The organism is Amycolatopsis sp. WAC 04169, from assembly GCF_003947535.1.
GTDB classification, from domain to species: Bacteria; Actinomycetota; Actinomycetes; order Mycobacteriales; family Pseudonocardiaceae; genus Amycolatopsis; species Amycolatopsis keratiniphila.
Genome location: NZ_QHJI01000006.1, coordinates 302,031 through 315,863, shown reverse-complemented (window position 1 = coordinate 315,863; position 13,833 = coordinate 302,031). Strand labels below are relative to the sequence as shown.

The following is a 13,833-nucleotide window of genomic DNA, read 5'->3' as shown; positions in this document are numbered from 1 at the left end:
GCGGCATCGCTCGAGCTGGGGGTGTAGCTGTGATTCTGCCGCTACTGCTCCAGACGAGTGGCGAGGTCGAAGATAGCAGGTGGTCGTCTTTGCCCATCCAGCCCACAACTGTGCGTTAACCGCGTTCTCGCGCTCACGCGACTGCGGCAGATAGCTGGTACATGGCTAGTGCATGGTGGCCGGCAGTGAACCTGTGGATGACTGTTGTATTTCGATCCCGTCCCCGTGCGCGTACGCGTCAGCTCCTCGTTCGAGGACGAGGTGGACGGGGTGGTCTGATGTGCGACCGTCTTGCGCTCGAACACCGTCCGAAACCACGAACGGCCCAGGATGGATTGTGTAACGCGACCAGAAAGGTCGACGAGATGGCGAGTGTGGATGGTTCGTCCTGGCTTCCACGCGAAGTGGGTCGAGGTTGCGCGCGAATCCCTAGCGATCATGAGCCCTGGGGTCGGCAGGCCTGGCGTGAGTGTTTGGACACGTGTCGGAACGCGCGTTTGCATTGTCTTCGGCGATCGCATGATCGCGGAAGAGGCATTCTCCGAACCGGAGTGCACGCGACGATGCTGATTGTCCGATTTGTGCGCCGACGCGGCCGGGGTCCCGAGTGGGAGCAGTGAGCCACTATGGACGACATCTCACTTCTGAATACCTGTGTAGCGATTTCCGAACGGGTCCGGTCGGCTGTCCTTGTGTGGTTGGACTGCTAAGATCTTCGCTCGCGACTGTCGGCGCCAGGGAGGGGGCCCAGTGCGAAGAGGCCTGCAATTTCGTGTGCTCGGTTCGCTCGAGGTGGTCAACGACGGTATCTTCGTCCCTGTCAATGCGAGGAAGCAGCGCGTCCTCCTGGTCATGTTGCTTCTGTCCGCCAACAACCTGGTCAGCGCCGACGACTTGGTCGACCAGGTCTGGGACCAGGACCCGCCGCGGGGGGCCCGTGCGACATTGCAGACGTATGTGCAACGTCTGCGCCGGGTCATCGGCGAATCTGACCGGATTATCACTATGGCCGGCGGATACCGCATTCGGGTCGAGCCGGGCGAATTGGACCTGGACCGATTTCGGGAGCTGGTCGATCGGGCTCGGCACGCCGGGGAACTTGAGCGGCGGGTCGAAATTCTGCGCGAAGCTCTCGCGCATTGGCGTGGCGATGCTCTTGCCGACATACCATCGGATCTGCTGCGGACGATCCACGCGCCTCGGCTCGAACACGAGCGACTGGCCGCGCAGGAAGCCTGCTTCGATGCCGGGCTGAAGCTCGGACGGCATCTCGACTTGGTCATCGAGCTCCAGGCCGCCGCGGCCGCCGCGCCCCTCAGGGAGAGGCTGCACGGCCAGCTCATGCTGGCGTTGTACCGCTCCGGGCAGCAGGCAGAAGCCTTCTTGGTGTACAAGCGGATCAAGGAGGCTCTTGCCGAAGAGCTCGGCGTCGATCCCGGTGCTGAGCTGCAGCAGGTGTACGAGCAGATCCTGATGCGGGATCCGGCATCGGCGGTATCGTCGGTGGCCAGTGGTGACGAGGAAATCGTCTCCGGCGAGCTGGTGCCGCACGAGTTGCCGGCGGACGTGCCCGACTTCGTCGGCCGGGGCGACCTGGTGGGGAGGATCGAAGGCGTACTGTCGTCGGCTTCGACCGTTCCGGTCGTGGTGATCACGGGCTTGCCGGGTGCAGGCAAGACGGCGCTTGCGGTCAAGGTAGCCCATGACCTGCGCGGCCGGTTTCCCGACGGTCAGCTCCACGTTGACCTGCGCGGCCACGCAGCGGCGCCAGCCCTGACCCCGACTGAGGTGTTGGCCCGCTTCGTCATTGCGCTGGGCGCAGCGACGAAACGCCTGCCGTCAGGCCAGGAGGAGCTGGTGGCGCTCTATCGCACCTTGCTCCGCGGTCGGAAGGTGTTGTTCGTGCTCGACAATGCCGCCGGTCCGAACCAGGTGCGTCCGCTGCTGCCGAGCGCGCCGGGATGCGGGGTGATCGTGACCAGCCGGAACGACCTCCGAGGGCTGGTGGCCCTCCAGAGCGCGGCCCTGTTCCAGGTCGGCACGCTTGCCGATGAGCACGCGCTGACACTGCTGACCAGCATGATCGGCGCCGACCGGGTCGGCGCGGAGCCTGCCGCCTCACGCGAACTGGCCAACCTGTGCGGTTTTCTGCCCCTCGCCTTGCGGATCGCGGCCGCGAACGTGGTCAGCAGGCCGGGCTGCTCACTGGCCGAGTATGTTGCCGAGCTGCGGCGCGGCAATCGCCTGACGTCGTTGGAGATCGAAGGGGACGAGGAAGCCACCATTCGTACGGCGTTCCGGTTGTCCTATACGACTTTGGATTCCGCCGCAGCGCGGGTGTTCCGACTGCTGGGACTCGTGGCCGGACCGGACTTTTCGGCCGAGGCCGTCGCGGCGCTGGCCGGGCAGTCCGACTGCGCAGCTCAGCTCGAGCAGCTGACGGCGGCAAACCTGGTCATGCGGAACAGAGGGCCGAGGTACCGGTTGCACGACCTGTTGCGCGTGTTCGCAGTAGAGCGGTGCGCCGAGGACGATGGGCCCCCGGCACGGGACGCGGCGATGAGCCGGCTTCTCGCGTTCTACCTGCGGCACACCGAGTCAGCGGCTGACCTTCTGTACCCAACGTATGTGTGGCTTCCTCGACCGGAGGGGCTCACCAAGGCCAAACCGGGTGTCTTCGCGGGCCCCGGTGACGCGATCGCGTGGATGAACGCCGAGTGCGTCAACGTGCTGGCGGCTATGATCCAGGCTTCGGAGGGGCCCCACGTCCGGTTTGCCTGGTTTCTTGCCGAAGCTGTGCGGCCGTACCTGGTGACGAGCGGTCGCTACCGGGAGGAGGGGATGCGGGCCTTCGCTGCGGCTTTGCAGGCTGCGGTGGCCCAAGGTGATCTCGCCGCGGTCGCGGCGATTCATTCCTGCATGGGCTCGCTCAACTTCCGCCACGGAGACAACCAGGCCGCGTCACGCCACTTCACCAAAGAGCTCACAGCACACAGGGAGGCAGGACACCCCGAGGGACAGGCTCGTTCACTCATCGCGTTGGGCAATATGGACCGAGACGTCGGCAAGGTCGACTACGGCGCGGACCGGATCCGTGAGGGCCTGGTGTTGGCCGCAAACTCGGCGAACCTGCCTCTGCAACGCTTCGGCTGGCTCGGGCTGAGTTATGCCGAGCTGCTGCGCGGGAACCTCGACGAGGCCGAAGCGGCTGCGCGGCGGGTGATCTCCTTCCGCGACCTCTTGGACGAACGGGCCACGGAAGGCAACGTCCGTGGCATCCTCGGCGAGATCCTGCTGTTGCGCGGCCGCTGTCGCGAAGCCATCGAGCAGTTCACCCGATCCCTGGAACTGCTCCGCCGCGGTTCGGTCGGTCACTTCCAGGCCGACGTGCTGGGTCACCTATCCCGCGCCCACCGGGAGATAGGGGATCTGGTGGCCGCAGGCCAAAATGCCCGGCGGGCGCTGGGGATCGCCCGTAGCAACGCCGCCAGGGAGGACGAAGCGGAGGCGCTGACCGCCCTTGCTGCCGTGTGTGTGCTCGGCGGTGACCTGGACGAAGCCGGTCAGCTATACCGTTCGGCACTGGCTATGTGCCGGCAGATCGGGTATCGCAACGGAGAGATCTCCGCTCTCACCGGACAGGCGGAGGTCAGTCGCTCGACCGGCGACGTCCGGCTGGCGGTTTCGCTCGCCCGGAGAGCTCTATCGCTGTGCGAAGAGACCAGCCTGCAGATATTGCGCATGCGAGCGAAAGTGGTGCTGGCGCAAGCGGAGCTCGACGACAGAGACACCCATGCAGCGCAGAGGCTAGCCGAGTCGTCGTTCGCCGATGCCCGGCGGTTCGGGGCTCAGCTTGACCAGGCGCGCGCTCTGCGGGTTCTCGCGTTGGCGCGTCGTGTCGCCGGGGACACGGCCGTCGCCGACGAGTGCTGCCGACTCGCTGTCGAGTGCCTGCGGGGAACCGATCTGCCGGACACGTCCGCGCTCCGCCGGTCACTGGCTGACATCTGCGGCGGCTGATTGTGGCTTGGTGTCGACCCGCCGCCAAGCGAACCCGATCACGCCAGACGTCACCAGGCCGAGCAAGCCGGCCGCGGCGATGACCGTCGAAGGCGGGAGTACCTCGGCGAGAAGGCCGTAAACCAGGATCGCAGTCCCCTGCACCAGGCGTAGCAGCGCGAACACCAGCCCGTTCATCTGACCACGCATGGCTTCCGGGGTGGACTGCACCACTCCGGTCGTGACCGGTACCCAGAAGCACGTCGCGGCGCCGTTGACGAACCAGATGACCGCATCGGCGACGAGGCCGGGGTGCCAGGCGCACACGATGAACGGTGCCGCCGACGCTGCCGCGAGCACGCCGAGCAGCCGCATCCTGGTTTGTGGGCGCATCCACCTCGCCAGCGCCCACACCCCGATGACCATGCCGGCTGAGCCAATGCCCATCAGGGCCCCCGCAGCGGCCTCGGTACTGCCCGTCTCGACCGTGTAGGGCGCGACCAGTGCGGTCGCGACCATGCAGATACCGGGGATAACGGCGAAGGACATCAGCGTGCGCAGCCGCCGGTCGGCGCGGACCAGCCGGGTCCCGGCGGCCAGCGATCCCCACCATCGAGTGGCCTGTGGGGTGCCCGGTCCCGTCACCGGGCGGGATCGGACACCGAACCGGATCAGCAGCGCGGAACATATGAAGGTCCCCGCGTTGACGTAGAGCGCCGTGTTCATGCCGAGTTGCTGGACGACGGCACCCGCGCCGGTGAAGCCCACGCCGACGGCGAGGTTGGCCAGCATGGTGTTGGCCGAGGTACCGACCACGTAGCGGTCGCCGGTGAGTACGAGTGACAGCGTTGCCGCCTGCGCGCCGCGAAACGGCGCATCCAGCAGGCGCACCGCGAGAAGCAGGAGCCAAACCACCGCGAGAGACAGGCCGGACGTCGCCATCACGGCGACCAACACGGCCCGCAACAGGTCGGCGGTGACCATGACGGTCCGGCGGCTGAATCGGTCGGCGAAGCCGGACAGCAGCGCACCCCCGATCAGGTCGGGGAGGAACGTCAGGGCGTAGGTGACCGCCATGAGCGCGGTCGACTGGCTCGACGTATACACGCCGATGGTCACCGCACCCCTGGCCAAGAAATCACCTGCCGTCGACAGGCCGGACCCGCAGAAGATGGCCCGGAACTCCGAATTGGCGAAGACTTCCCGAAAAGTGGTCACCGTGTCTCCTGACCGTGTGATCTACTCGCGCTCCGATTCCGGCCGGGTTTCGGCGTAGGAGAGGAAAGTCGGGGTCGCGGTATTGCGCGACCCCGCGTGGGAGTCGGCGGGCGAGATTGAGAGATCAGCCGGCGTCGTGAATTCGGCATACGCCGCGAATAGCTCATCGGAGTGCATTGACGATACCTTTCGAAGAATTCGAGGTGCCTGTTGGCGATCTTCACCTTGCACGGGGGGTGCTTGCCGAGGCAACCTGCCAACAGGCGTGATCTGATTCACAAATCCGGGGATGTCGTGTTCCGGAAAACGCCGGTTGCGTCGATGTTGCCCTCGGCCAGGAAACGAGCCAGCTCATCTTCTCGGGTGCCCGGGGCGAGCAGTGCGTCGGCGATGATCCGTGACCGGTGTTCTCCGAAGCTGAGCCCACCGTGTCCTGGCCGAGAGTCGGCAGGATCCCAGGCGACCGCCACGCCGTCCGCGATCCGGTGCGCGTAGGCCGAGACCGCTGCACCGAGACCTCGCAGGCTGGACAGTTCCTGCACAATCCCCGGCGCAGCCGGCCATGCGTGTCGGCCAAGGTACAGGACCAGCGCGTCCCTGCGGGGCAGGTACAGGCTGACCTTCGCGCGGTAGGGGACGCCGAGCCTTCCGAGCAGAAGGAGGGCCGAATGCCACGCGGCGGTTGCCATGCCCTGCTCGACGAGGTGCAGGTAGATTCGCAGGACGTGGTCGCCTGACTCGAGGCCGTGCCCCGGCGGGCCGTCGACGAGGAAAAATCCCGGGGCGAGGTTCGGGCGGGCGCAGTTGATCCCGACCCCGGTGACCGCACCGGCCACCGGGGACTCGACTGCGGAAGAGGGCACGCGGACCCGGACACCGTCGATCTCGATGACGACTTCGTCCGGCGTCGCGAGCGAGCACACACGGCCGCGGGCGCGGGTGAGCTCGTGCGGCACCGCAGCGGCCAGCCGGTCGCGGAAACCGGGAGAGACCGAGGCTTCGAGGGCTGTCCCGACGTGGAGGGTGTCGTACAACGCCGTCGCGAGCTTCGCGCGCAGTTCGGCACGGCCGCCTGCCTGCAGGACCTGACCGGCGACGACCGCTCGGTTCGCCCGGGAGTCCACTTCGACGTCACGGAGCATGTCGAGCACGGTCCCGATCGACCCGCCGCCCGCAGGGAAGAGCATGGTCATATCGTCAGTCCCAGGGTGGCGGCGAACCGGCCGGGGTCGAGCACCAGGGCGCGGCCGATCCCGGCGGCGGCGCGCTCGACCGGCAGTAGCCGAGACTGCCCCTCGGCCGCCGCGAGCACCCGGTCGAGCTGGTGCCAGCCTGCGAAGGCCGTGGAACGACGCCCGAGATCGGTGTCCGGCTCCCGGCGGATTTCCCGGTAAGCCTGCCAGAACGACAGGATCAGCGGGCGCACTGCGGCGAACCGCGCGGCTCCTCTGGCGACGATGGCACCATGGTCGGGTGCGGCGTCGGGAGGCGCGATGCCCAGCGTGCTGCGGAACAACCATTCACCGACGAAGGCGCCGATATCCCGGGCCGGATCAGCCAGCCTGAGCTCGTCCCAATCGACGAGCTGGACATCGCTGCCGTCGATCACGAACTGGTCAAGCCGAAGGTCGCAATGCGTCGGGGTGTGCAGCGTTTCCGGAATGGCGGACAGGTGCCTCAGCGCCGCGATCAATGCCTCGTCCTTCTGCAGCAGCCGCCACAACTCGAGTTCGGCGGCGCACGCGTTGCGGTACACCTCCAGCGGCAGCGCGTCCATCTCACCAAGTGGCGGAAGCCGGGGAGACGAGACATCGAGCCAAGGCGGGGAAGCGGCGTCGTGCAGCTTCGCCACAAGCCGCCCCATCCGGTCGGCGATCGTTTCGTCGAAATCGTCGTCGTCGGCGAGCTGTCGGCCGTCTCGCGCGGGAGTGACGAGTTCGTAGACCAGCAAACCGGTTTTCGGGTCCCAGCCGAGGCATCGTGGCCGCGGAACCGGCACCCAGTCCGCTGATTCCAGCGCGATCAACCGGCGGATCCTGCGGTCCGCCTCCAGTGTTCCGGGCACGATTCGCTTGACGAAGACTCCGGTGCCGGAAACTGTGGTACCTGCCCAATTTCGGTGCCGTCCGCCATATGTTCGCGGCGTGGTGTCCAGCGGACCGAGGCCCAGTTCTGCGAGCAGTGAATTGACAATCCTCTGGTCCGCACAGTTCCCGTCGGCTGAATCGATTTCTGCCATCGCCGCCATGTTAACCTCGGGTCAAGGGGGCTTAACAGGGGAGTCAAGGTGCGGGAGACACGCGTCGACGCTCACGGCGTTCCGGTGCTTTCCTATCTCCTGAAGGAGAACGCGGGGCGGCCATGGGCGGACCGGGTGGAGGTCCTGGGGGAGGGTGCCGCGGACGTGGCCCTTCGTGAAATGTCCGGCTGGGCGGTCACTGGACCGAGGGCTCTCGCCGACGAACTGGTAGCGCGAGGTGCGTGGCTGGTCCGCTCGACCCACCGCATGACCTGTGACCTGTCCGCGCTGCGGCAGCCGGAAGACTGGGAGGCTCTGGCGCCGGTGCCGCCGCTGGTGTTCGAGCCGTTCGCCGGGCCCGTCGACGGCCTGTTCCCTGCGTGGCGGGCCGCGTATGCGCCGGGGCATCCCGACTACCGGGATGAGTACGAGGACGGCGCCGTGGTGCAGGACCGGTTCGAGGCCTTGGTGGACGGCACGTCGTACGGGCCGCTGTCACCTCTCAGCGCTGTCATCAGGGACGGCGGCGCGGTGGTGGCAGGGCTGCTGCTCAACCAGGTCCCGGGTGAAGTGCCTTGGGGTGGCCTATTGATCACCGACATCTTCCGGCACCCGGCCTACCCGCAGGCGGGGACAATCCTCCTTCGGCGAACACTCGCCTGCGCGGCAGCAAAGGGGATCGGCGCGATCGGCCTGGTGGTCACGGACGGTAACCCCGCTCGTCGGCTTTATGAGCGGCACGGGTTCGAAGTCTTCGAAAGCCCTGCGACCGTCAGAATTCCCTGAAATCGCTGCCGACCTTGGCAGACATCCGGCGTCTGCGAAACGTCTGCCGCATCGGCGAGGCTCTCGGTGTCCGAAGGGGGAGGACGGCCGTCACCCGGAGCGCCCGACACTGACCGGCGGCGGCCGTCCTGGCCTGGCCCCTGACAGGGCACAGGGAGGGGACAAATTGTGAAGGAACTGCTTGCCAGTCGAGGTGGGCTTTCCGAGGAGCCGGTCAAGGTGCCGATCGCCCGGCTGGTCGCTGCGGATTCCCCGCGGGTCCATGGCGAACAGTTAGACCACACCAGGATGCTCGCTGCGGTGGACACCCCGCTGCCGCCGATCGTCGTCCACCGGCCGACGATGAAGGTCATCGACGGGATGCACCGTCTGCGGGCGGCCGTGATGCGGGGGGATGAAGCCGTCGACGTGCTGTACTTCACGGGCGCGGACGCCGATGCCTTTGTGCTCGCTGTCGAGCTCAACCACGCGCACGGGCTGCCGTTGTCGACCGCCGATCGCAAGGTCGCGGCCGCCCGCATCGTCGACTCGCACCCGACGTGGTCGGACCGACGGATCTCGGCGGTCACCGGCCTGGCGGCCAGCACGGTCGCGACGATCCGCGGGTGTTCGACCGATCGGATCGGACAGTCGAACGTAAGGGTCGGCCGCGACGGCCGGATGAGGCCGGTCGACGGCGCCGAGGCGCGCCGGCGTGCCGCCGACCTAATGGCAGCCGATCCGACCGCGTCGTTGCGTGAGATCGCCAAGGCGGCGCGTATCTCGCCGTCAACGGCGAAGGACGTGCGGGCCAGGCTCGCGCGTGGCGAGTCCCCGGTGACGCCGCGGCAGCGGAGACGGGATACCTCAGGGGCGCCGGTGCCCGCTGCGGACGTGCCATCGGGGGGCGCTGCCCGGCTCACCGGACCGCGATCCCCGGACGTCGGCCGCGGCAGGGAGCGCGCCCGAGTGAGCGCCCGCGACGACTCGTCCGCCGAATTCGTCGCGCTGCTCGCCAGCGATCCCTCGTTGCGCTTCAGCGAAGCCGGGCGGGTGCTGCTCCGGCTGATCGGGTGTGCCGCGATCGACGACGGCCAATGGGACGAAATGGTGCTCCGGGTCCCTGTTCACCAACGCGAAAGGGTCGTCCGACTCGCGCGTGAATGTGCACTGGCGTGGAGGGGTTTCGCGGAGCGCCTCGAATGCCGGGACGACCGGGGTGCCGAGTCGGGTTGAGTGTTGGCCGAGGAAAAATCGTCGACCGGAACGGGATACCATTGACCGACAACGGCAAGCTTCTTGGTAAGGAACGACAAGGACGGCTGTCGACCGCTTCGAGACGGATCTATTCCGAAGAGCTCCTGGAATTCATGTGTTCAGGTTGGGCGGAGACGTCTGAGCGCAACTCGGTGCCAGCCGAGCAATCGGTCTACACGGCGAAAAGGCGTCAAGCGTTGTCCGCGGCCTTCGCCGGTGAGCGGTTGGTGATCCCGGCCGGGATTGCCAAGACACGGGTGAACGACACCAAGTATGGCTTCCGGCCGACCAGCGAGTACGTGTTCCTCACCGGAGACCGGACCGAAGGCGCGGTGCTGGTCTTCGAACCAAATCCGGCCGGTGGTCATGATGAGCAGCTGTACTTGCTGCCGCGAATGAGCCCGGACAGTAGCGAGTTCTGGTTGTCGGGACGCGGTGAGCTGGAAGCAGGCCGGCGCCGCTCACTGACGGAAACAGCGGGTGAACTCGGCCTCGCGGTCGAGGACATCGGCCGGCTGCCGACAGATCTGACGGAAGCCGTGACTGCCCGCCCAGGAGTGCCGTCCAGGCTGCTGCGCGGGCACGATGTCGTGCTGGACACGCTGCTGGCCGAGCTGGAACCGGACCGGCGCGGACCGCGTGAAGTCGGAAAGTCCATCGCTGCCGAGCAGCGCGACCAGGAATTGAAGGCCAACCTGGCCGCTGCCCGGTTGGTGAAGGACGTATGGGAGATCGACCAGCTGCGCCGGGCATGCGAATCGACCATGCGCGGTTTCGACGATGTCGTGGCCGAGCTGGACCAGGCGATCGCCGCCGGTGAGCGATGGGTAGAGGGGACGTTCTGGCGCCGCGCCAGGGTGGACGGAAACGACGTCGGCTATACCTCCGTCTGTGCGGCCGGTGCGCACGCGTGCTCCTTGCACTGGGTGCGCAACGACGGGCCGATACGTCTCGGAGAGCTGCTCCTCTTAGACGCCGGAGTGGAGACGGACACCTTCTACACCGCGGACGTCACGCGTACTTTTCCGATCTCGGGCACATTCACCGAGCTTCAGCGGAAGATCTACGATGCGGTCCACGACGCGCTGGAGGCGGCGATCGCGGCAGTCGAACCGGGCGCTCGATTCCGCGACTACCACGAGGCCGCTGAGCGCACGCTCGCCGAGCGGCTCGTGGAATGGGGCCTGTTGGAAGGCCCGGCGCACCGCGTCCTCGAACTGGGCCTGAGCCGCCGGTACACGCTGCACGGCGCCGGGCACATGATCGGTCTCGACGTCCACGACTGCTCGGGCGCCCCGCGTGAAGACTATGTCGACGGCGTGCTCAAAGCGGGAATGGTGCTCACCGTCGAACCCGGCCTCTACTTCCAGCCCGACGATCTGACTGTCCCGGAGCAATATCGTGGTATCGGTGTCCGTATCGAGGACGATATCCTGGTCACCGAGGATGGCCGTGAAAACCTGACTGCCGCGCTGCCGCGCAGTGCCGATGAAGTTGAGAATTGGGTGCGTTCGAAACGGCGGAAAAATTGACGCCCTGTATCGTCGAAAAGTAATGTTGTGACGTAATCACCGGCAAACAAGAGGAGCTATAGGCGTGACTGAAGCACTGCAAATTCCGCGCAAGTCCGTGGGATCCGGGCCGAGGGCGGTCATGTCCATCGACGCGCTCATTGGACGTCTCACCTATGACGAGGAGTTCGCGAAAAACCTAGCGACCTCCCCGCGTGTGACACTGGAAGAAGCGGGCCTGTCCTTCGACAAGGAGGAGATCGACTTCATCATGCAGACCGATCCCCAGCGGTTCGACGCTGCCTGCGAGGCGCTCTTCAATCTGGTCGACGGCAATTTCCTCTACTCGATCACGATGCCGTCCTGCGACACCTGATCGAGTTCTGCTCCGGCACATAGTCGGCATGGATCCATGTGCTGGATGAGGCGCCGATCATTCCTCGCCGTGTCTCTTTTCGTGCATCAGGTGGCACGGCGAGGAATGTGGTGAATTCGGCAATAATCGCCGGTCGGGTCGAAGCTGAAGGAATTCAATGGCCAACGTTCTGCTCGTCAACCTCGGCAGTCTTCCGATGCCAGGGAACGACCCGATCTTCCCGATCGGCCTGCGGTGCATCCAGGATGCGCTGGATAGGGAAGGTCATCGCACCCGGCTGGTCGATTTCGTCGAAGATCCGTCAGCGCTCCAGACCCTCTCGTGGGTCAAGGGGGCGTGGGACGTCATCGGCTTCACGATCAGGAACATCGACCCTATCGACTTGTCCTGTGACGGACATGTCGCGCACTACGAGAGCTTCCTCGACAAAGTGCGTGACGTGCTGGGCGGCGATCGTCCCCTGCTGGTCGGCGGTGGGCCGGGCTACAGCCTGTTCGCGCCACAGCTCATCAGCCGCCTGGGATTCGACGTCGGCGTCGTAGGGCCTGGCGAGAGCGTCATGCTGGAAATAGCGGCGAATCCACACCGGTACGCCGGTTCACAGCACACCGTATCGGGCGGCCGCTATCCGGGGTTCGTCCTCGACACACTCGAACATCCGGTCTCGTTGATGAGGGCCTATGCCTCCCGTAACGGGTCCATCGGCTTGGAGACGAAGCGCAAGACCTGCTACCAGGGATGTGTCTACTGTCCGTATGCGTATGTCAGCGGGGACAACGCCGGTGACCTGAAACCGATGAAGTCGATCGCGACAGAGCTGCGGAAGGCCCACGAAAGCGGGATCCGGGACGTGTTCTTCACCGACGGTATCTTCAACAGCGAGCTCAGATTCGCCAAGGACGTGGTCAGGACGGTGATCGCCGCGGACCTGCCCGGGCTGACCTGGTCAGCCTATTTCACCCCGAAGCCGTTTGACGACGAGTTCGCCGACCTCGTCTCCGTCAGCAACGCTGGTCCGGTGATCGTGTCCCCGGACAGCCTTGACGACCAAGTGATGCGTTTACTCGGCAAGAGTTTCGACACCCGGCACGTCACCCGCTTCATCGAGCGGTGCCGATCCCGCAAGATGAAGTTCAAGGTCAGCGTCGTGCTCGGCGGCCCCGGTGAGACCCGGGAGAGCGTTCGCACTACGGCCCGGTACATCAACGAGCACCTGGAGTCCGACGAACTCACCTTGAACGTCGGCTACCGGATCCTTCCTGAGACAGCGTTGGCCCGTCAGGTCGGTTTGAGCCACGACGAAATACTCGATCCGACGTTCTATCCGCTGGATCCGGAGATATTCTCCTGGATCATCAGCGAGCTGGACAGCCGGTTCCTCGTCACGGGCCGGATGCTCAATCTGATCAGTGGGCGCACGGCCAGCCGGACCATGAAGAAGATCCCGCTCGACCAGCTGGCTTTCGACACGGCACAGGGTGGCCGGGCCAACGCGATCACGCGGCGTCAGTTGCCGGTGGTGGAGATCCGGAACTGCGAGGCGTCGGACCGTGCTTGACGGCGATGGTGTGGTGCGCGAACTGGATCCGGCCGATACTTCGGAGGTCCACCAGCTGTGCGGCGGGCTAGGTCTGACGGTGCCGCAGCTGGAGAAGGAACTGGGGGCCGCTCCGGACACTCGATGGGTCGGTCTCGCCCATTCCTCCGGTAAGTTGTGCGCGGTGCACCGTAGCCTTCGCTGGGGGCCGTATCTGTTCTTGAAAGGCGTCTACGTCAGCGAAGAGGTGCGCGGATCGGGTGCTGCGGTACGGCTGGCTTTCGCGCTGCGCGATGCCGCCAGGGACGAGGGGCTCGCCGGAATCGCGGCCTGGTTCGACTACGGCATGCCCGAACATTGGATCGCCCAGCTCCTCCGCATTCGCCCCAGGCAGCCGTCGATCTATCGGGTCGCCATCCGGCTGGACTCCGCCGACGAGTCAGCGCCTGTGGTCGCAGGTGCCGGCCCAGCACGATTTCACGGGGAGATCGAGGTGCCCCGGCAGCCGGAATCGGACCTTCCCATGGCCCCCGTGGTCGATCTTTTCGGTGGAGACGCAGAGGATGGCGGTCCCGTCGACGGCGCTCGGGGGAAGTTCCACTGGATGTTGGACGGCAGCCGGATCATGGTGAATGCGAGCTTCGGGACCGATCGCCACCAGCTTGACGCGTTGATCAAGGCGGTCGGTCCGGTGGCACGGGCGAACGGAGCCGGCGAAGTGATGATCCCGACGGTGGCGGCTGACATCATCGGTGCACTTCAACTGGCCGGGTCTCGGGCTCGCCGGTACAACCGGATGCCGACCTGTATCGGGGTGCTGCGGTTCGAAGACCTCGGAAAACGGGGAGACCGGGACGGGCCGGCTGCTTTCGGACTGCACCATGCCGGCTGAGCTGCGTCCCCACGAGGCACGGACACTGTGCGCCGGCGA

Annotated in this window: 10 protein-coding genes; 7 read left to right on the top strand and 3 right to left on the bottom strand. The window is 66.2% G+C overall.

Annotation, left to right across the window (positions count from 1 at the left end):
- Nucleotides 1-750: 750 nt before the first annotated feature.
- Nucleotides 751-4,020 carry a BTAD domain-containing putative transcriptional regulator gene (locus tag DMC61_RS17605; RefSeq protein WP_125690183.1) on the top strand — a complete coding sequence of 1,090 codons (3,270 nt, stop codon included), beginning with the start codon at nucleotides 751-753 and terminating at the stop codon, nucleotides 4,018-4,020.
- On the opposite strand, the gene DMC61_RS17600 is transcribed toward DMC61_RS17605, so the two are convergent.
- From DMC61_RS17600 to lxmK, 3 genes are all read right to left on the bottom strand, one after another.
- Entirely contained in the window at nucleotides 3,994-5,217 is a 1,224-nt protein-coding gene (locus DMC61_RS17600) for an MFS transporter (protein ID WP_158634105.1), read from the bottom strand. The two genes, DMC61_RS17605 and DMC61_RS17600, sit on opposite strands and share 27 nt — an antisense overlap.
- Before the next feature lie 275 nt (nucleotides 5,218-5,492).
- Nucleotides 5,493-6,404 carry a T3SS effector HopA1 family protein gene (locus tag DMC61_RS17595; protein ID WP_125690181.1) on the bottom strand — a complete coding sequence of 304 codons (912 nt, stop codon included), beginning with the start codon at nucleotides 6,402-6,404 and terminating at the stop codon, nucleotides 5,493-5,495.
- Nucleotides 6,405-6,406: 2 nt separating this feature from the next.
- Nucleotides 6,407-7,456: a class V lanthionine synthetase subunit LxmK gene (gene lxmK / locus DMC61_RS17590; RefSeq protein ID WP_158634104.1), complete on the bottom strand. Its 1,050-nt coding sequence runs from the start codon at nucleotides 7,454-7,456 to the stop codon at nucleotides 6,407-6,409.
- A 48-nt stretch (nucleotides 7,457-7,504) separates the two neighbouring features.
- Between lxmK and DMC61_RS17585 the strand changes: the two genes are divergently transcribed.
- The 6 genes from DMC61_RS17585 to DMC61_RS17560 all read left to right on the top strand — a co-directional run bounded on the left by DMC61_RS17585 (nucleotide 7,505) and on the right by DMC61_RS17560 (nucleotide 13,794).
- The gene (locus DMC61_RS17585) at nucleotides 7,505-8,242 is read left to right on the top strand and encodes a GNAT family N-acetyltransferase (RefSeq protein WP_125690179.1); all 738 of its coding nucleotides are present in this window, start codon (nucleotides 7,505-7,507) and stop codon (nucleotides 8,240-8,242) included.
- Nucleotides 8,243-8,461: 219 nt separating this feature from the next.
- Entirely contained in the window at nucleotides 8,462-9,457 is a 996-nt protein-coding gene (locus DMC61_RS17580) for a ParB/RepB/Spo0J family partition protein (protein WP_233594837.1), read from the top strand.
- A 41-nt stretch (nucleotides 9,458-9,498) separates the two neighbouring features.
- Nucleotides 9,499-11,010, top strand: coding sequence for an aminopeptidase P family protein (locus DMC61_RS17575; RefSeq protein WP_233594836.1), 1,512 nt, complete (start codon nucleotides 9,499-9,501; stop codon nucleotides 11,008-11,010).
- A 64-nt stretch (nucleotides 11,011-11,074) separates the two neighbouring features.
- Nucleotides 11,075-11,365 carry an Os1348 family NHLP clan protein gene (locus tag DMC61_RS17570; protein ID WP_125690177.1) on the top strand — a complete coding sequence of 97 codons (291 nt, stop codon included), beginning with the start codon at nucleotides 11,075-11,077 and terminating at the stop codon, nucleotides 11,363-11,365.
- 157 nt (nucleotides 11,366-11,522) lie between these two features.
- Nucleotides 11,523-12,923, top strand: a complete 1,401-nt coding sequence (locus DMC61_RS17565) for a radical SAM protein (protein ID WP_125690176.1) — start codon at nucleotides 11,523-11,525, stop codon at nucleotides 12,921-12,923.
- Nucleotides 12,916-13,794 (top strand): GNAT family N-acetyltransferase, encoded by an 879-nt coding sequence (locus DMC61_RS17560; RefSeq protein WP_125690175.1) that lies wholly within the window; start codon nucleotides 12,916-12,918, stop codon nucleotides 13,792-13,794. The genes DMC61_RS17565 and DMC61_RS17560 overlap by 8 nt, the downstream gene beginning before the upstream one ends.
- The last annotated feature ends 39 nt before the right edge of the window (nucleotides 13,795-13,833 follow it).